Source organism: Brachyspira hyodysenteriae ATCC 27164 (assembly GCF_001676785.2).
Taxonomy (GTDB): domain Bacteria; phylum Spirochaetota; class Brachyspiria; order Brachyspirales; family Brachyspiraceae; genus Brachyspira; species Brachyspira hyodysenteriae.
Genome location: NZ_CP015910.2, coordinates 2416774 through 2435893, shown reverse-complemented (window position 1 = coordinate 2435893; position 19120 = coordinate 2416774). Strand labels below are relative to the sequence as shown.

The 19120-nt window shown below is 26.4% G+C and carries 18 protein-coding genes; 13 read left to right on the top strand and 5 right to left on the bottom strand.

All coding sequences use genetic code 11. From position 1 onward, the window contains the following. Positions 1-18: 18 nt before the first annotated feature. The gene (locus tag BHYOB78_RS10690; RefSeq protein ID WP_012670795.1) at positions 19-1449 is read right to left on the bottom strand and encodes an alpha-amylase family glycosyl hydrolase; all 1431 of its coding nucleotides are present in this window, start codon (positions 1447-1449) and stop codon (positions 19-21) included. 234 nt (positions 1450-1683) lie between these two features. Here BHYOB78_RS10690 and BHYOB78_RS10685 point away from each other — a divergent pair, with 234 nt between their 5' ends. Together BHYOB78_RS10685 and thiD are read left to right on the top strand one after the other, a co-directional pair. Further along, positions 1684-2391, top strand: coding sequence for a PleD family two-component system response regulator (locus tag BHYOB78_RS10685; protein WP_012670794.1), 708 nt, complete (start codon positions 1684-1686; stop codon positions 2389-2391). Between the two features lie 35 nt (positions 2392-2426). Then, a complete protein-coding gene (thiD, locus tag BHYOB78_RS10680; RefSeq protein WP_012670793.1) occupies positions 2427-3236 on the top strand; it encodes a bifunctional hydroxymethylpyrimidine kinase/phosphomethylpyrimidine kinase in 810 nt (269 codons plus the stop codon). A 407-nt stretch (positions 3237-3643) separates the two neighbouring features. Here the strand turns inward: thiD and BHYOB78_RS10675 are convergent, their stop codons facing one another. The 3 genes from BHYOB78_RS10675 to glyS form a co-directional block, all read right to left on the bottom strand. Then, positions 3644-5236 (bottom strand): alkaline phosphatase, encoded by a 1593-nt coding sequence (locus BHYOB78_RS10675; RefSeq protein WP_028331333.1) that lies wholly within the window; start codon positions 5234-5236, stop codon positions 3644-3646. Between the two features lie 242 nt (positions 5237-5478). Next, positions 5479-6240 carry a hypothetical protein gene (locus BHYOB78_RS10670; RefSeq protein ID WP_012670791.1) on the bottom strand — a complete coding sequence of 254 codons (762 nt, stop codon included), beginning with the start codon at positions 6238-6240 and terminating at the stop codon, positions 5479-5481. 235 nt (positions 6241-6475) lie between these two features. After that, positions 6476-8569, bottom strand: coding sequence for a glycine--tRNA ligase subunit beta (gene glyS, locus BHYOB78_RS10665; RefSeq protein ID WP_012670790.1), 2094 nt, complete (start codon positions 8567-8569; stop codon positions 6476-6478). Positions 8570-8808: 239 nt separating this feature from the next. Here glyS and lpxC point away from each other — a divergent pair, with 239 nt between their 5' ends. From lpxC to hemW, 4 genes are all read left to right on the top strand, one after another. Next, positions 8809-10098, top strand: coding sequence for a UDP-3-O-acyl-N-acetylglucosamine deacetylase (gene lpxC / locus BHYOB78_RS10660; RefSeq protein WP_020064516.1), 1290 nt, complete (start codon positions 8809-8811; stop codon positions 10096-10098). A 57-nt stretch (positions 10099-10155) separates the two neighbouring features. Then, positions 10156-11010, top strand: coding sequence for a sigma-70 family RNA polymerase sigma factor (locus tag BHYOB78_RS10655; protein WP_020064515.1), 855 nt, complete (start codon positions 10156-10158; stop codon positions 11008-11010). Between the two features lie 76 nt (positions 11011-11086). Further along, entirely contained in the window at positions 11087-12376 is a 1290-nt protein-coding gene (locus tag BHYOB78_RS10650; protein WP_020064514.1) for a PD-(D/E)XK nuclease family protein, read from the top strand. A gap of 5 nt (positions 12377-12381) precedes the next feature. Continuing rightward, on the top strand, positions 12382-13518 hold the full coding sequence (gene hemW, locus BHYOB78_RS10645; protein ID WP_028331332.1) for a radical SAM family heme chaperone HemW: 1137 nt from the start codon (positions 12382-12384) through the stop codon (positions 13516-13518). On the opposite strand, the gene BHYOB78_RS10640 is transcribed toward hemW, so the two are convergent. Continuing rightward, positions 13510-13809, bottom strand: coding sequence for a Trp family transcriptional regulator (locus BHYOB78_RS10640; protein WP_020064513.1), 300 nt, complete (start codon positions 13807-13809; stop codon positions 13510-13512). The genes hemW and BHYOB78_RS10640 overlap by 9 nt on opposite strands. A gap of 170 nt (positions 13810-13979) precedes the next feature. Between BHYOB78_RS10640 and BHYOB78_RS10635 the strand changes: the two genes are divergently transcribed. The 7 genes from BHYOB78_RS10635 (at position 13980) to BHYOB78_RS10605 (ending at position 18807) form a co-directional block, all read left to right on the top strand. After that, on the top strand, positions 13980-14567 hold the full coding sequence (locus tag BHYOB78_RS10635) for an ankyrin repeat domain-containing protein (RefSeq protein ID WP_020064512.1): 588 nt from the start codon (positions 13980-13982) through the stop codon (positions 14565-14567). 115 nt (positions 14568-14682) lie between these two features. Continuing rightward, positions 14683-15810 carry a DNA polymerase III subunit beta gene (gene dnaN, locus BHYOB78_RS10630; RefSeq protein ID WP_012670783.1) on the top strand — a complete coding sequence of 376 codons (1128 nt, stop codon included), beginning with the start codon at positions 14683-14685 and terminating at the stop codon, positions 15808-15810. Between the two features lie 26 nt (positions 15811-15836). Further along, positions 15837-16070, top strand: a complete 234-nt coding sequence (locus BHYOB78_RS10625; RefSeq protein ID WP_020064511.1) for a hypothetical protein — start codon at positions 15837-15839, stop codon at positions 16068-16070. Continuing rightward, complete coding sequence (locus tag BHYOB78_RS10620; RefSeq protein WP_080638461.1) at positions 16024-16542, top strand: retropepsin-like aspartic protease; 519 nt, start codon at positions 16024-16026, stop codon at positions 16540-16542. Before BHYOB78_RS10625 ends, BHYOB78_RS10620 begins: the two co-directional genes overlap by 47 nt. Before the next feature lie 5 nt (positions 16543-16547). Next, positions 16548-17408, top strand: a complete 861-nt coding sequence (locus BHYOB78_RS10615) for a PD-(D/E)XK nuclease family protein (RefSeq protein ID WP_020064509.1) — start codon at positions 16548-16550, stop codon at positions 17406-17408. A 68-nt stretch (positions 17409-17476) separates the two neighbouring features. Beyond that, positions 17477-17782 (top strand): hypothetical protein, encoded by a 306-nt coding sequence (locus tag BHYOB78_RS10610; RefSeq protein WP_020064508.1) that lies wholly within the window; start codon positions 17477-17479, stop codon positions 17780-17782. 170 nt (positions 17783-17952) lie between these two features. Further along, positions 17953-18807 (top strand): DUF368 domain-containing protein, encoded by an 855-nt coding sequence (locus BHYOB78_RS10605; RefSeq protein WP_012670781.1) that lies wholly within the window; start codon positions 17953-17955, stop codon positions 18805-18807. Positions 18808-19120 lie beyond the last annotated feature (313 nt).

Below are 19120 nucleotides of genomic sequence, written 5' to 3'. Positions count from 1 at the left end.
AACCAATACGTTTTTTCCCTATAAAGTGAATATTTTTAGCTGATACGGCAATATATCTATAGTTTCTGTAATATTTTCTATTTTATTTTCAAATGATATATCTTTTTTTATACCGTATTCTTTTGTGTCTAATTGTTGAGTTTTGGAAGTTATATTAACTATAATTAAAAGTTTATCACTTCCATCTAAATTATACTTATAAAACTTTCTAAAAGGATCTTTTTCTTTTTTTTCCTTATAGATTTTTTCTTTTTCATAATATTCATTATTTTGATGATACTCGTTATGAGTATCGGCTTCTTTTTTTAATTCATCTAGTTTCTTTTTTTCTTCTATATCTATAGAAACTATTTTTCCGCATTCAGCAAGTATAGGATTATTTTTTATATAATTAGTGATATCTTTTATATATTCGCCTAAATCATAATTTATATTTTCATAATCTTTTTCATTTCCGCCTACAACATTACATCTTTTAAAGAATCCGAACTCATCACCCAAAGTGATCATCCACATATCGCATACTATTGCTGTAAAAAAGAAAGTCTGTTTTACTCTCCAAATGTTTCCATCATATTCTTCAATAAGTCTTCTAGTATCATGATTACTTGGAAAAGCTATTTGTTTGCATTTTTCTCTTGCAAGATCATACTGTTCTATAAACCATTCTCCATCATAATCCCACCATTTAGCACTGCTTGCCACATAGTCAAAACCGGCATCTATAAGTTTTTTAGTATCTTCCATAGAGCAGCCTAAACTTTCTGCAAAGAATATAACTTCATTATTTATCTGTTTAGCATTATCTATCAAATATTTCCATAATTCTTTAGGCACTTTATAAGCAGCATCGCATCTGAATCCGCTGAATCCTAAATCAATATTATGTTTTATTAAATCATTCCAATAATACCATATAGGATTTAATATTTCATTATTATTTATGTTTTGATTATTTTCTTTATTGCTGTTTTGGTCATTTTGATTATCAGCATTTTCTTCTTCATCTTTTTCATTGGGATCTCTTTTATTATTGAACATTGCTAAATCACCCCATTCAATCCACTTACCATTATCCCAAGCTCCAGGAGACTGTAAAGCTCCATCTTTGGTTTTATACCATTCAAGATGTTCATTAGTCAAATTACAGTCCTTTGATGAATGATTAATAACCAAATCTATCATTACTTTTATATTTTTATTATTACAATATGCAATGAAATCCTTAATCTCTTTTTCAGCAATTTCTTGTTCACAGCTAGTGAAAAAAGCAGGGTTATATTGATAATAATATTTTGTAGCGTACAGACTTCCGCTGAATCCGGGATATGTTATAGGATTAATATACACCCATTCAAAACCCATATTTTTAATCCTATCAATATGGCTATACCAATTTTTTATATGCCCTAGAAGCGGCGGAAATAAATTATATCCAGATGTTTTCATCTCTTTATTATATATAATAAATAAAAAAAAACAACTTTTTACTATATTTTTGTTAATGAAATATAATAATATATTTTTATTAAATGTATAATATACTAAATGTAATATATTAATAACTACATTATAAAAATTATTTACTATTACAGTTTATGATTAAGTTTATATATATTATTGATTTTAATTTTTTCTATTATATAATGTAAAAACAATATAATTAATTTTCAGGTATATATTATGAGAGTATTAGTTTATGATTCATCTTTACAAATAAGGGACAGTTTTATCAGTATTCTTATTACGGCAGGATATGAAGTTGTGGCTGTGAAGGATAAAAACAACATTTTAAGTATGTTTGGTAAACTTCCTTTTTCTATTGCTATTATAGAGGTTGAGGAAAATGATACGGAAATGGAGAGTATACTTGAAAAGATTTATTTAGATGACAGATATCATGGTGTTCATGTTATAGTTCATGTTGCTGATCCTAGCAGAGAGTTCTTCACTAAGATGATGAGAATTGGGGTTTCAGGATTTTTATTAAAGCCATTCAATGAAAAAGATTTTTTGAATAGATTTAATGTTTTAATAGATAAGGCTGGAGTTAAGCCTAAGAAATTAAAACATATAGTGATAAATAATTTAGATAATTTTAAATTGGTATTTAGACATGATGGTGTAAGGCAGATTCTTCATGGTATGATAATAGAAATGTCTCCTATAGGATTAAAATTTATTATGCCTCCTGAGGAAGCTAGTTTAGAAGTAGGGCATGTTATAAAAAATGCTTCTATGTCAATTAGTTCTTATAAAATAAGTTTTTCTATTAATATACTTGAAAAAATAGGAAATGAGTATATAGGAGAGTTTGTCGATTTATCAGTATTTAATTCTAAATTAATATGTAAATTTATATATGATAAATATATAGAAAAATTAAAATAATCTTAATTCATAATAAATTATAGGAGTTTTTGATAATGGTAAAGGCTTTAACAATAGCCGGATTTGATGGTTCCGGAGGTGCCGGCATACAGGCAGATTTGAAAACTTTTTCTGCTTTGGGATGTTATGGAATGTGCGTACTTACTGCATTACCTGTGCAGAATACTCAAGGTGTAAGAAGCTGTTATGAAATAGAATTAAAAGCTATAAAAGAACAGTTGGAATGCATATTTGATGATATTATACCTGATGCTATAAAGATAGGAATGCTTTTTAATAGCGATATAATAAAATTAGTTGCCGATTTTTTGAGTAATAATGCTAAGAATATACCTATAATAGTTGATCCTGTAATGGTTGCAAAGAGCGGAGACAGACTTCTTCTTGAAGAGGCAGTTGACAGTTTAAAAAAATATATACTTCCTATTTCTACTGTTGTAACTCCGAATATACCTGAAGCTGAGGATTTAACTTCAAAAAAAATAAAAACCGATGATGATATGATAGATGCCGCTAATGATATACTCAATATGGGTGCAAAAAATGTTATGCTTAAAGGCGGACATTTAGAAGGTGAATTGTCAAGGGATTTATTTATTAATAAAGAAAGCAAAGAGTTTTTAGATGCTTTAAGAATAGATACTAAAAATACACATGGTACAGGATGTACGCTTTCTGCCGCAATATGCAGTTATATAGCACATGGTAAAACACCTCTTGAGGCTTCAAAATTAGGAAAACAGTATTTATTTAATGCATTACAGGCTGCCAAAGTTGACAGTGTAGGTAAAGGCCATGGCCCTGTTCATCATTTTTATGAGGCATGGAAGCATTTAAATATATAATTAATGATTATAGATATATTATTTGGCATTTAAAATAAAAATTGCGAGCATCTGTTAAGTTTATTTAACAGGGATATTTTACTAACAATTTTTATTTATAATAATTAAAATTATTTAAATATATAATTTATTTAATTATATACCTAAACAACTACATTTTGTCAAAAATAAATTTTTTAAATTTAAAATATTTGCAGGGCTTTGCCTCCGCGGTGCGTGCCTACGGCAACCCCACTTCTTTTGCGACTGAAGGAAGTGCCTGTGATGTGCGGCGGGAAAAAGAACAACAAAAAATTGACAAACTTAAAAATTTTTAGTATATACTAGAATGCCTTTTAATAAAAATTGTTAAAAATAAAAAGCGAAGCTGCAAAAAATAGCTCCGCTTATAAATATAAAAAATAAAATTACTTATTTAATATATCTAATACCTCAGCAGGGAAATACCATTTAGACTCATTATAAACCACAACTCCTGCTAAAGTTTTTTTCTCTCCATCTACAGTAATTATATTTCTGTTTTTCATCATTTGAGCAGTTTTATCTTTCATACGTATAGTAAGAATTTGACCGTCAGATGTTAGCTCAGCACCTGCTTTTTTTATTTCATCTTCACTCATAAATAATTTTTTGGAAGCTTCATCTAAATTTATTCCCATAGCTTTAGCAATATTTTTAGCTATATCAGTATTATCTATAAGACCTGTGATTCTTTTATTATTAGGTAAATAAGTATATAGAGGAACATCTTCTCCAGTATGTCCATGAGAAGTGAATCCTAAATATGCTCTTTTTGCTAATATTGGACCTATAGCATAATGTAAATCCTCACCTGTTTTTCCTGTAAGAGAATTTACTTCTGCCGCTGTCATATCATTAATAGAATAATATTTAGACATAGTTTCTCTTATATCTTCGCCAGCTTCTATTTTTCTAGCTATATATTCAGCAGAACGTGAAGCTTTTTTTATAGGATCTATAAGGCTTGCTAATTGTACTTGTTGATAATCTGAAGATGTGTCATAATTTCCCATAGAAAAACCACTGTTTCCATGATCTGTTACAGCTATAACCATAGTATTATTATCTTTTTTGGCAAAATCCAATGCAGCTTTTACAGCAGCATCATAAGCTAAAGTATCGGATACTAATCCTACCGGATCATTGGCATGAGCAGCCCAATCTACTTTTGAAGCTTCTACCATTAAAAAGAATCCATTTTTATTTTTAGAAAGTATTTCTATAGCCTTTGAAGTCATTTGAGCCAATGAAGGCTGAGATGTTTCATTTCTGTCTATATCATATGCTAAATCTGCATCTGCAAAAAGTCCTACAACTTTATCGCCTGTGAAAGAATTTAATTCATCAGAAGTTCTGATTATAGAATAACCTAAATTAGTAATTTCAGATATCAAATCCTTTCCGTCTTTTCTTCCTTCTTTAGTAAAAAACTTATATCCGCCTCCAAGTATAACATCTATATCCTGAAATATTTGCTGTTCGCTTAAATCATCATAGTCTTTTCTAGTGATATCATGAGCAGAAAATGCTGCAGGAGTTGCATGCATAATTTCTGCAGTAGCAACAACTCCTGTAGCTTTATCAAGAAGTTGTGCTGCCTCTAATACATTTGCTATAGGACTTCTGGCTTCTGTAGGTATTGATGAATTAGGAAGTATAGCCTCATCTGGAAGAAGACCTATAAACTGCTTATAAGATGATTTATATCCAGTAGCTAAAGCTGTACCGGCAGGTGCAGAATCAGCTATAGGAGAATCAGCATTATGAGTTCTAACTGCTCCGCTTAACATTTCATCTATGGCTAATGACTCTCCGCCATTAATCCATCTTGAATATGTAATTACATCAGTGCTTTGTCCATCAGCAATTAAAATTATAACATTTTTTGCTTTTATATCATTTTCTGAATTATTGTAAGATGGCTGACCGCATCCGATAAAAAATACGGCTAAAAGAAGGATAGGTAATAATCGAATCATAGATTTTTCTCCAATCTTTATAATTTGGTAAAAATCTGATATCAAATTTTTCCAAACTAATAGTATAATAAAATAAAAATTAACTGTAAAAAAATATTTTATATATTTTTTATTAAAAAATTATATATTACCATTTTAGACTATATGATTTTTTAATTCAATACCGCAATAATTTTAAATTATTTTTTTTATAAAAAAAGAGGCTTTATTATAAGCCTCTTATAAAACATATTTAATTTTTTTTATTTAACTTCTTTTAAAGTACCTTTCAAAGTTAAAGTATCATTTTCAAAAGTACCTTGTAAATCTCCCTGCCAATAAGGTATTCCGTCTTTTGCTTTATCTGTAGCCATTTGAATATCTGCAAAGTTCATATCATTAGAAATTTGTGAAGTACTTACTTTGTTATTATCTGAACCATATCCTATTTTAAATATTCCGTTAGTATCAGATTTTAATTCATAAACCCAAGGATAAACTGTAGGTCCTCCAGCATGAGCATATCTTATAGTGATTACTCCTGTTTCATCTTTAGTAACGCCTGTTCCTGTGATTATAGGGCCGTTAGTTCCATTTAATACTTTTTGAGATGTTCCTGTTCCTGTCATACCGTCAAAATTATAAGTTTTAGAAGGAGATACTCCGTAAAGTACAAAGAAACCTAATCCTCTTTCTATTTTATTGTTTGCATATTGATTATTCTCATATCTGTATGAGTCCCAAGATTTAGTAGCTCCTTTTGGTGTTGAAGCTCCTGTAGTGGCATCTACTTTAGCATCAATATTGCCGTAACTTCCTGAAACTTTTAAATATGAGTTTTGCATTAAATTATTATCATCATTAGCTTTTTCACCAAATACAGCTTGGAAATCTATGTCCATAGTTCCTGCTTCACTGGATGTAGTAGTGTTTGATGTTCCCTGTTGATTTGATGTTGTTTCTGTTTTATTACATGAAAATACTAAAACAGATATAAATAATACTATAGGTATAATTTTTTTCATTTTTTCTCCTTTTTTTGTATTAATTATATAATATAAAGTTATATAAATTTTACAATTATGTAATTCGTGTTTTTGTGAAATTATTCTATAAATAGCATAGTATATAATATAGTTATATTTCGTTTGTAACACGTTTTTTACATTTTGTATTACTGTTTGAAAAGTTTTTATAATAAAAAAGCACCCTCATATTAAAATGAAAGTGCTTTTATAAATATTAAATATTATTAATTTATTATTTTACCAAACTAGAGAAATCAAGCATATTCTTGAAGATTTTATCAACTGAAGAAAGCAAAGCTATACGATTATTTTTGATTTTCTCATCATCTACATTTACCATAATATCTTTGAAGAATTTATCCAATGGTTCGTATAAACTTGCAAGTAGAGCGAATGTTTTTTCATATTCTCTATTTTCCATAAGCTTATTAACTTCATTCAATTTTTCTTTATATGTATTGTATAGAGATTTTTCAGCTTCTTCTTTTAATAATGATTCATCTAAATTAACATCTTTAGCTGATTTAATCATATTCTTAATTCTTTTAAATACTAATAAAAGATTAGAGAATAGCTCTTCATTTTTCTTTCTAAATGCATCAATAGCTTCTATTTTTAAATAAGCATCATACATATCATCTATACCAGTAGAAAGAACTCCAGCAACAGAATCTTTAGCAAAGTCAATATCATTTTCAAAACGGGATTTAAAGAACTCGAATATATCTTTTACTAAATCTTCGCTTTTATTATTTCTAGCATCTTTAGGCATAGAGTTGATAGCATCTTCTATTAATTTTTTAAGATTAATATGCTTTTTAGACTTTGTAAGTATATTAATAATACCTAAAGCCTGTCTTCTTAGAGCATTAGGGTCTTGAGAACCTGTTGGTATATCTCCAACATAGAAACCTGCTGCTATATTATCCATTTTATCAAGTATAGCTATAGCCTTACCTGTATCATTAGAAGGTATTTCATCAGCAGCGAATAAAGGTCTATATTGTTCATTAATAGCTAAAGCAACATCATCATTAAGATTCATAGATTTAGCAAAATATCCTCCCATTATACCTTGAAGCTCTGGAAAATTATATACCATATTACTTACTAAATCTGATTTCATATATTTAATAGCTTTTAGTATATTTTCTTTATCTTTTTCATAGCCTAAAAGCTTTATTAAAAGTTCTGAGTTTTTCTCGAGTCTTTTTACTTTATCAGCAACGCTTCCAAGCTCTTTTCTAAACATAAGCATTTCAAGTCTTTCATTCATCTCGTCCATGCCTTTTCTTATATCTTCTTGGTATAAGAATCTTCCGTCTGAAAGTCTTGCAGTTAAAACTCTTATATTTCCTGCTATTATTTGAGGAGTTTTAGGCTGATTTGCTGTTATTACAAATAAATTAGTTAAAGTACCGTCTTTTTTACATAATGGGAAGTATTTTTGATGTTCAATCATTTCGCTTGTTAAAACTTCTTTAGGTACTTCTAAGAATTTAGAATCGAATTCAGCAGTGAGTAAGTAAGGCTCTTCTACCAAATCCACAACTATTTCAGATACTTTTTTCTTTGAAACAGCCTCATATCCATGTTCTTTTTCAATATTTTCTAATTGATTTATAATATTTTCTAATCTTTTTTCTCTTGATACTACAACATGCTTTTCAGCTAATGTTTTTTCATAGTCTTTAGGATTATTAATTTCTTTAAATTCAGGTGAAAGAAGTCTGTGTCCTGTTACTTTATTATTAGTTTCTATTCCTGCAACAGATGTTTTAATGATTTCATTTCCAAATAAGGCAAGTACATTTCTTATAGGGCGTACAAAAGCAAAATCTTTATTTCCCCATCTCATTTTCTTTTTGAAATCTATGCTTGAAACAATACTTTCTAGTTTTTCTTCAAATAGTTTTTTAGTTTCTATGCCTTTTTTTTCTTTTTTTACAAATATATATTTTTTTCCATTTACTTCTTTTATATATGGTTTATCAAATGATTCATTTTCATCTATATTTTTTATTGAATTTGCATCTATATTATGAGATTTTAAAAATCCTTCTCCAGCTTTTGTAGGAGCACCGTCTTTAAAAGCACTTTCAAATAAAGGACCTCTGAATTCTATAACTTCATCTTTTGATTTTTCTTCTATATTTTCTGCTAAAACTGCTAATCTTCTTGGTGTAGTGTATGAGTTAACAGTACTAAAATTAATACCATTATTTTTTAAAGTATTTTCTATTATTTTTTTAAAACTTACGCTGGCAGGATATGCAAAATCTGCAGGTATTTCTTCTACTAATATTTCAATAAGCAAATCTTTCACTTTAATATTCCTTAAAATAATAATTATTAATGTCCTATATTGTACATTTATAGTATAAAAAAAACAATATTTTTTGCATATTAATTTGCAATTTTGTTAACTATTTGTTTATTTGTAAGGTTATATTAATAAAGAATCAGAATATTTAAAGAAAATAATTATTATTTTACGATAATCTATAATAAGATATTGATTTTATATCATTAATATACTATATTTATAAATTGGAAGATTTTAATATGCAGACAGTAACAACTAAACAAAATATATTAATAATAGATGATGAAGAAGATATACTGACTACCTGTCAGAATATTTTAGAAGATGAAGGCTATGGAGTAGATATAGCAAAAAATTATAAAGAAGCTGAAGATATACTTAATAGTAAAAATGTAAATTTAGTATTTTTAGATGTATGGCTTCCGGATGTTGATGGGCTTGATATACTTGCTAATATAAAAGAAAAACATCCTAATACTGTTGTAATAATGATGAGCGGACATGCTGGTGTTGAAACAGCTGTAAGAGCTACTAAAATGGGAGCTTATGACTTTTTAGAGAAGCCTATTAGTATATCAAAACTTCTTTCAAGCTGTGAAGATGTATTCAAAGAAGATGCGGATAAAGTAGAATTAGTAGAAAATAAAGAAAGTGAATCACATCATCATCATAATACAGGCTATAAAGTTAAACAGAGAACAATAGCTAAAAGTATAGTAGTAAGCGGCTTTGCTTTAATGGAAGGAAGAAAAACTGCATTGACTTTGCTTCCGGCAGAAGTTAATACAGGTATAGTATTTATAGATATTAATACAAATACTCATATAAAATTATCTCATAATAATATACTTTCTAAAGATAAATCAGGTGCAGTAAACTCTACAGCATTAATATCAGGCAATAGATATATAAAAACTACAGAGCATTTTTTAGCAGCACTTCATATGATGGGTATTACTAATTTAATAGTAAAATGTGATGGAGAAGTACCTAATGTTGATGGTTCAGCTTTGGTATTCTGCGATGCTTTAAAAGAAGCTGGTTTTGTAGAGCAGGATGATTATATAGAGCCTATAGTAATAGATCAGACTTTAACTTATGGAAATGTTAATGATAATGAAACTTACATAATACTTTCTCCTTATGACGGACTTGAGGTAAGTCTTCGTATAGATTTTTCAGGAAGTATAGGCGTACAGGAATATACATATAATTTTAATAATTTTGATCAGTTTACAGAAGAGGTAGGAAGAGCCAGATCATTTAATACTATAGATAATATTGATTATGCCCAAAAAATGGGTATGGCTGGAAGCGGTATGATAGGAAGCCATATACTTCTTTGCGATGGAAAAGTAATAAATACTAAATTACATTTTGATAATGAGTTTGTAAGGCATAAAATTTTGGATATAATTGGAGATTTATATATATTAGCCAGACCTATAAGAGGCAAAGTTGTCGCTAATAAGTCTTCGCATTCTTTCAATCATTCCGTTGTACATGATCTTGCAAATAGATATTTATAATTTGATTTAATGATTAAAAATGATATAATTAATAACTAATTTAAGAGTATGAGAAATATGTCAGAAAGCAGGTTAAGAACTAATACGGAAGAACAGAACAATATATCATTATATTTTGCAGATGCTAAAAAAGAAAAGCTTTTAACTAGAGAAGAAGAAATAGAGCTCACTAAGAGATTAAAAGAAGGGGATGCAGAAGCTAGATCCAAACTAATTAGAAGTAATTTGAGATTTGTTATCACAATAGCAAAACAGTATAAAAACAGCGGACTTTTATTAGAAGATTTAATAAGTGAGGGAAATTTAGGCCTTATAATAGCAGCTGACAGATTTGATCCGGATAAAGGCTATCACTTTATATCCTATGCTGTATATTGGATAAGGCAGAGCATTCTTAGGGCTATAAATGAAAAATCAAGACTTATAAGACTTCCTTTAAATAAAGCTATGGATTTTGTAGATTTAGAAAGAGCCGTGCATCAATACTATTATAAAAGCGGATATACTCCTGATGTTAATGAACTTGCAACCATTTTAAATAAAGACCCTAATGATATACTTCATATTATGTCTATGAGTACAGAACATATTTCTCTTGAGGGCGAATATAATTATGATGGTATGAAAGATAGGCTTATAGATACGATAGAAGATAAAACTTCCAAAAATGTTGAAGAAACTGCTATAAATAAAGAACTTATGGAAGAATTAAAAACAGCCATCGAAAGTTTATCAGATATAGAAAAGCAAATCATTAATGCAAGATATGGAATAGATCAGGAAAGAAAGACTCTTAAAGAAGTAGGGGAGATGTTCTCTTTCACTAAAGAGCGTATAAGACAGATAGAAAAAAAAGCATTAAGAAAGATGCATTCTCAAAAATACAGTTCATTAAAAGACTTCTTAAAATAGAATTTTTTTATAAAAATCCGATAAATTAATCTATTATAATTTTTCTTTATAATTAAAAGTTTTTGCGGAGGTTATCTTGGAAAATACAGAACTCTTAAATATATTTAATCTTTTTTTAAAAGAAAAAAATAATATAATCAATAACTTTAAAGAAGAAAGAAAAAAAAGAATACCTAAATTTAATGTTATAGAGCCATGGTCTAACAATGAAGTTTATAATAGTAAATTATTAGCAGAGATGCTAAAAATTGATTTTATTTTTAATGATATAGAAATTAATTTAGCAAAAGATTTTTCTAATTACATTATTAAAGATACATTAAAACATAATGATATTAGTATAAATAATGATATTAATGTTGATACAGAAATAATGACAAAAAATGGAAGAAGAATTGATTTACTAATATATAATAATGATTTTGAAATTATTTTGGAAAATAAGATTAATGCAAATGAATTAGAATATCAATTAGAAGATTATTATAATGACAGACTTGAAAAAAAATATGTAAATGAAAATAAATTATTTATTGTATTTTTAACTAAATATGGTAAAGAATCATATTCATTAAGCGAAAAATTAACATCTGAATTAGAAAAAAATAATAGAATTTGTTATTTATCTCATAATGATATTTCCGCTTTTATAGATGATAATATTTTAAATAAGTATGATTTTTTAAAAAAATATGAAAAATATATATCTCTTTATTCTGCATTAATTCAAATGAGAGACAATGAAAAAAGTATAAGCAATAATAAAATAGAGGAGAATAATATGGAAAAAAATGCTGTAATAGAAAAATTCTTTAATGAAAATGGTATTTATGAATCATTTAATAATATAGATGATATTGAAGAATGCTCTAAATTGTTTTCAGATGCTGCTTATTTGATTAAATCAAGAAAATTGGAATTAACTCCTATAAAAGAACAAATAGAAATTATTAATAAGACTATCAAATATTTAAAAGATAATGGCTTGCAAAATGAAAACTGCAGATATTTAGATGAGGAAATATTTAAAGGAAATATTATAAATAACAAAGATGCAAATTCAACACCTATTATTATAAATATAAATAATAATCTTACAATTAAATTATTTATAAGCAAAAAAACATGCTACCTTAGCATATTTTCAAATAGCGGTAATATTATAAATAAATTAAATGAATTAAAAATGAAAGATGAAATAAGAAAAATATTTGGAAAGTATGAACTTAGAGAAGGAAAGAATGATCCTGAACCTGATGATTATTTATATGTTTATTATTTTCTAATAGGAAAAAATGATGATTATAAAGAAATAGGCAGCATTATAATTAATCTTTATAATTATTTGCAATCACAAAATTTCTAATTATTATGTCAGGGCTTTATATACATATACCCTTTTGTACATATAAATGCAGTTACTGCAATTTTTATTCTATTGTTAATATGAATAAAATAGAAATATATAAAAGGTATATAGAAGCATTAATATTAGAATTAAAATTAAGAATATCAGACTATAAATCAGAAATAGAAACAATATATTTAGGAGGAGGTACTCCTTCTGTATTGGGTGCTGATTTATTAAAATATTTATTAGATAATATATTAAATATTGTACATATTCATAATAAAGATTTAAATACAAATTTTATAAAAGAAATAACCATTGAATCAAATATAAATGATATAAATAATGAATATATTAAATTCTTAGAGAATATACCAAATATAAGGCTTTCTTTAGGCATACAGACATTCAATGAAAAAAGTTTATACGTTATAAACAGACATATTGACAAGAAAGATATTATAAAAGCACTCAAATTAATAAATAAATCATCTTTAGAAAATATATCTCTTGATTTTATATGCGGACTTCCTTTAAATAGTGAAAATCAAATAGTAGATGATATATTATTTTCTTATGATTTGCTTCCTAAACTCAAGCATTTCTCTCTTTATTATTTAGAATTAACAGAATCATTACAGAAAAAATGGAAAGATATTTTGCCTAGTGAAGAAGAATCTATTATCTATTATAAAAAAGCCTCTGATACATTGGAAGGGCTTGGTTTTAAAAGGTATGAAGTTTCAAATTATTCTTTGCCTAACTATAATTCTATTCATAACAGTAATTATTGGCTTTTGAAAGATTATATTGGAATAGGAGTATCTGCTGTAGGATGTTATAATGATAATAGATACAGTAATGTAAAAATGATTAGAGATTATTTTGATTTTATTGATAAAAATAAACTTCCTATATATGAAAATGAATATTTAGATATAGATATTAGAAAAAAAGAATTTATATTCCTTTCACTAAGAACAGTAAAAGGAATAAATATTGATAAATACAATAATTACTTTAATGAAGTATTTTATGATAAGTATTATAACATTATAAATAATAACAATAAATATTTTGATATATCTAATAATTATTTATCTATAAAAAAGTCCTATTTTGATTATGTTGATGAGATTAGTATATTATTATTTTGATTTATTTAATGATTCTTGAAAGTTTTTATCGTTTATAAGATATTTGTCTACTATTAATGCTAAAGCACTGTCTTCCTTCTTTAATTCCTTCGCACCTCTTGTTATGGAACAAAGGCTTGCATTTAGATGTTTGGCAATTTCATATTGTGGCATCTTTTTCCTCAATAAGGTAACTATCCTTAATCTTTGCTGTATCATGTCTTGTTCGTCTTTTGTAAATAGTTCTGTTAGAAGTTTTTTAATGAATTCTTCATTGTTTTCAGTTGCTAGAATATGTGCTAATAGTTCCATTTTATATATCTCCTTAAAATTATTACTATTTAGAATACTACTATATTAAGTATAGGATAAATATTAATTTTTTCAAGTAAATTTCGTATTATTATATATAATAATAATGCATTTTATTTATTACAAGTGTATATAAATTACTGTTTATTAATTAATATCAGGGCAAATTTATGAAAAAGTCTAATAAAAATAATAAAAAAAATAATAAAAATAAAAATACTAAAAAAATTTCTACTAGAGAAAACAATAATAAGAATAATATCTTTATTATCTTATTCGCCGTATTTATTTTATTTGCTGTATTTATATATAATTATTATAATAAAAAAATCAATTTAATATCGAATATAAATGATGTAGATTCTTCAGGCCGTACAATAGTTATGAAAGCATTACTTAATGAAAATAATCAGCTTAATATTAATGATATAAAGAGACTTATAAGAGATAATAGAAAAAATATAGATTATAGAATAAGAGATACAGATAGTAAGACTCTTTTAATGTATGCTGTATTCAATGGAGATACTGAAATAATAAAGGATATTGCTGAATATGGGAATTTATTAAATGAAACAGATGATGATGGAAGAACGGCTTTGCATTGGGCTGTTTTTTATAATAAATATGATGCTGTTGTTGCTTTAACAGAGCTTGGGGCAAAGGATTATATAAAAGATAATTATTCGCTTACTCCTATAGATATAGCACAGTATGAGGGGTATGAAGAGATATATAAATATTTATCAAATTTATAGTAATTAAAATATATTGTAAAAAATATTTTTTAATGTTAGAATTAGTAATCAATATTATAGTTTTTAGAAATTAGTAAAATATAAATAAATAAAAAATAATAAAAAAGAGGAAGCAATGAGATTTAGATGTTTAAAAAAAGATATAGTAAAATCCATCGGAGTTACTGAAAATGTTGTTGAAGGTAAAGTAATTTATAATATAGAAAGCAATGTACTTTTTCATCTTTCAGGAAATATGCTTACATTAACTGCTACTGACGGCTCTGTTTGGGCTAGAAGCAGAATAATACTTGATGACTGTGAAGGCGAAGGAGCAGTGGCTGTATATGCTAAAAAAATAAGTTCTATATTAAAAGAGATGCCTGACGGACTTATTACTATAAATGTTGAAGAAAATGAAAAAATAAACATAGAATCTGAAAACGGAAAAACTAAACACTTAATCATAGGTATGAAAACAGATGATTTCCCTGCTTATCCTGAAAGCGACGGAGATATTAGTTATATTATGCTTCCTACAAAAGAATTAGTTACTATGATTAATAAGACTATATCATCAATAGCTAAAGAGCCTTTCAAGCCTGCTTTAAGAGGTATATGCTTTGAGAAAACTGATTCTAAATTTCTTGCTGTTGCTACTGACGGAAGAAGAATGGCTGTAATTGAAAGAGAATTTGAAGGTGTAGAAAATGGTTCTTTCTCTATAATAATAGAGCCTAAAGTTTTAAATGAAATACTTGTAACTGCAAATTATGATGAAGTTGAGCAGGTAAAAATGGGTGTAGACGGACAGCAGGTTTATTTCCAAGTTGGTAAATATGATTTCGTATCAAGCCTTATAGAAGGAAAATATCCTAATTTTAGACAGGTTATACCAAAAGAGTTTGCATACAGCTTTAGAGTAAATAAAAATGATTTGCTTGATGCTATAAGACGTATCGTTCCTATGATTAATGATGTTCGTTCAAAGAGAATGATATTAACAGTTTCTGAGGAATCTCTAAAAGTAAAAGGTATAAACCAAGAGATGGGAGAATCTTTAGAAGAGATAGATATAAAATATTCAGGCGAAGAACATTCAGTTGCTTATAATTATACTTATATTCAAGATGTTATAAAACAAATAGATTCTGAAATAGTTACTTTCATGGTTAATAAAGACTCTAGCCCTACTATGGTAAAAGAAATAGAAAGAGAAGATTATTATTATATCATTATGCCTATGAGTATAGGGGAGGAGTAATCAATCACTTATTATATGGGGGAAATATGTTTGAAGTAGAAAATAAATTTTATGAAGAACATATAAAGGAATTTAGAGAAAAGTATCTAGGCAAACATATAGTAATAAAAGGTAATGAATTAAAAGGCATATATAATAGCGATGAAGAAGCTATTAATGAATCAATAAAAACTATGGAGCTAGGTACTTTTGCTGTAAAAATAGTATCTAGTAATGATGAAGATACTAATTGGAGATTCTATTCCCGTGTCAATTTTTAATAAAAATGAGCAATACCATTTTGCATTTAGAGTAGAATATAATCATATACCTGTAGAATTAAAAACAAAAGTATTAATCAAAAATAAATTCGGAGTAGAAAAAGAATATGATGCTATATGGGATACAGGAGCAACTAATACAGCTATTACTCATAAAGTATATCAAGAACTAAATTTAAAGCCTATTGATAGTTGTAAGGTTAGAGGTGTTAATAGCGGAATTCATACAGTTGATATAGTATTAATAGATATATCATTATCAAATAAAGTTAATATAAAAAATGTTAGGGCTGGTGTTTGTGATATTGGCGGATGTGATATGCTTATTGGAATGGATATTATTAAATTTGGAGATTTAGCAATATCTAATAAAAACAATAAGACGATATTTAGTTTTGCAATACCTCCTTTTGATAATCCTACAGATTTATTAGAAAAAGCAAATAAAGTTAATAAAAATAATGGATATTGATAAATATGAATAAAACTGAAGCTAAAAATATTTTAACTGATATATTTAATTTAAAATCATATATTGAAGAAGAAATAGCAAAATTACCTACAAGATTTAATATAGTGGATTCTATTGTAGGTGCACATAAAGAAACATCAAATACTAAACTATTAGGTAGTTTTTTAGACTGCATATTTGAAAAAGATTATAAGTTTATAAATAGTTTATTGGAATATATAAAAAATAATTGTAATATTGATAGTTTTAAAGAAATAGATTTTTATAATGAATATATAACTATTAATATAGAAAAAGAAGTTGTTATTAATAAAGAAGAAAAGGGTAAAATAGATATATTATTAACATCAGATAACTATAATATCATTATAGAAAATAAAATAAATACTAGAGATAGTGAAAATCAGCTTCAGAAATATTATAATGCCATACCCAATAGAACTAATACTTATCTTATATATTTAACTCGTAATGGTGATGAACCTAAGAATAATTTTTATAATAAAGAAAAGTTAATATTACTTTCACATAAAACAATAATAGATTGGCTTGAAAGTATTAAAGAAAAAGAAGAAGTAAAAAATAATGATTCTCTATATTCAGCTATTATTCAAATAATAGAAACAGAACAAATAATTACTAATTCATTGGAAGGAGATATTATGAAAGAGGAAATAAAAAAGTATTTCAATAATAAATATCCAAATAAATTTAAAGAATATCCTGAAGTAATTAATTATACCAAACTTCTAAAATCTGCAATTGAAGCAGTTGCAGATATATTTTATAATTATTTTGAAAATAATATAGAGTACTATATATTAAAATTAATAAATGATAGTGAAATAAAAAAAATAATAAAATAGAATATAATAAAGAAAAAGTAAAAAAGGAAATATATAAATCTGATGAACTATATATTGAAGCTGTATCATTGGAAACTAAATTTTTTAGAGTAGTTTTTGAAATTGGAAGTGATGGTAGTAATTTTATATTATACTATGGAATTAGGTTTAATGATAAAAATAAAATAGAACTATTAAGAAATATAGAAGATAATATATTAGCATGTTTAAAAAATATTGATAAAGATGGTTGTTTATCAAAACCTGAAGAATATATTGATAGCAAATGGTATATTGATTATACATTAAACTTAGATAATTTAGAAAAAGAAATTGAAAATGCTAAAAATAATATGATTAATTTATATACATTATTAAAAGATAATAAATTATAAAATGGATTTTTTATAAAAACTATTTAAAAATAATTATCATAAATAGCTTTGTAAAAAAATAGTAAAATAATTGTAAAAAATACTTGCTTAAAATTCTTATATAATATATCATCATTTTTCTAATAATTGATGATTTTTTGAGTTTCTTATTAAGAGGTTTATTGAAAATTATGAAAATTTTAGGCAATTATATTTACACTATAATAAAAGGTTTTATCATAGGAGCTTCAATGCTTGTACCGGGATTCAGCGGCGGCACTATGGCTATGATACTCGGCATATATGATAAATTAATTGCTTCTTTAAGCGGTGTTTTAACATTTTCAAAAAATGAAAATTATTTTATAAAAAACAAACTTAATTTTTTATTTTTGATATTTTTCTGTGTAGGCTCTGTTTTGGGTATGGTGATAATTTCAAAGCCGTTATCAAATTTGATAGAAAAATATTATACTGTTTCTTCATTCTTTTTTATGGGGGCTGCACTTGGCGGATTCAATACAGTTTATAATAAAACCAAATCTTATAAATTCGATTTTTTAAGCATTATATATATTCTTTTGGGAGCAGGAATAGTATATTTAATATCCATAATACCAGAAGGATTTTTCAGCAGCACAGGGGATAGAAGTGAAATGTTTATGTATTTTATACTTATAGTGGCAGGATTGATTGTGGCAATTGCTATGATACTTCCTGGTATAAGTGTGTCATACATGTTTTTGCTTTTAGGTATTTATCAGGAAACTATTGATGCCGTACATGATTTATATATTCCATATTTAGCACCTTTGGCTATAGGCTCTATTTTAGGAGTTGTGCTTACTACGAAAATTTTGGAATATTGGATGGAGCATTATGTAAAATCATCTTATTTGATAATATCAGGTTTTGTATTAGGCTCTATTATACAGGTTTTTCCTGGACTTCCAAAAGGCATAGAATGGGCTTTATGTCCTATAATGTTTTTGGCAGCTTATTTTCTTATAAGGCTTTTACAGAGATTCGATCCTGACAATAGATAATATAGATGAGTATATACCTAAACAATTACATTTTGTCAAATATTAGCCATATGGGCTTTCCGCACGGTACTGCAAATTATTATGGATAGTCAACTATACGTGCGGCTGATTACTTATTAATATACAAAAGTTAATAATTTATATTATATATAAAACAAAGTTAGTATTATTTAGTACTAATTTTACACTTGCACTTTCGCGAAGCGTACCGACGAAGTCTACCTCGCTGTGCGTGCCTTCGGCAGGTGTGCGGCGGTAAAAAGTTGAATAAAAAAAATTTACAAACTTAAAAATTTTCAGTATATATTAGCAA

Coding starts and splice junctions, on each gene's coding strand:
- BHYOB78_RS10670 (WP_012670791.1), bottom strand. CDS start 6,240: ATGAAAAAAATTATACCTATAGTATTATTTATATCTGTTTTAGTATTT.
- BHYOB78_RS10605 (WP_012670781.1), top strand. CDS start 17,953: ATGAAAATTTTAGGCAATTATATTTACACTATAATAAAAGGTTTTATC.
- BHYOB78_RS10685 (WP_012670794.1), top strand. CDS start 1,684: ATGAGAGTATTAGTTTATGATTCATCTTTACAAATAAGGGACAGTTTT.
- BHYOB78_RS10640 (WP_020064513.1), bottom strand. CDS start 13,809: ATGGAACTATTAGCACATATTCTAGCAACTGAAAACAATGAAGAATTC.
- thiD (WP_012670793.1), top strand. CDS start 2,427: ATGGTAAAGGCTTTAACAATAGCCGGATTTGATGGTTCCGGAGGTGCC.
- BHYOB78_RS10675 (WP_028331333.1), bottom strand. CDS start 5,236: ATGATTCGATTATTACCTATCCTTCTTTTAGCCGTATTTTTTATCGGA.
- BHYOB78_RS10690 (WP_012670795.1), bottom strand. CDS start 1,449: ATGAAAACATCTGGATATAATTTATTTCCGCCGCTTCTAGGGCATATA.
- lpxC (WP_020064516.1), top strand. CDS start 8,809: ATGCAGACAGTAACAACTAAACAAAATATATTAATAATAGATGATGAA.
- dnaN (WP_012670783.1), top strand. CDS start 14,683: ATGAGATTTAGATGTTTAAAAAAAGATATAGTAAAATCCATCGGAGTT.
- BHYOB78_RS10625 (WP_020064511.1), top strand. CDS start 15,837: ATGTTTGAAGTAGAAAATAAATTTTATGAAGAACATATAAAGGAATTT.
- BHYOB78_RS10655 (WP_020064515.1), top strand. CDS start 10,156: ATGTCAGAAAGCAGGTTAAGAACTAATACGGAAGAACAGAACAATATA.
- BHYOB78_RS10615 (WP_020064509.1), top strand. CDS start 16,548: ATGAATAAAACTGAAGCTAAAAATATTTTAACTGATATATTTAATTTA.
- BHYOB78_RS10635 (WP_020064512.1), top strand. CDS start 13,980: ATGAAAAAGTCTAATAAAAATAATAAAAAAAATAATAAAAATAAAAAT.
- BHYOB78_RS10620 (WP_080638461.1), top strand. CDS start 16,024: ATGATGAAGATACTAATTGGAGATTCTATTCCCGTGTCAATTTTTAAT.
- hemW (WP_028331332.1), top strand. CDS start 12,382: ATGTCAGGGCTTTATATACATATACCCTTTTGTACATATAAATGCAGT.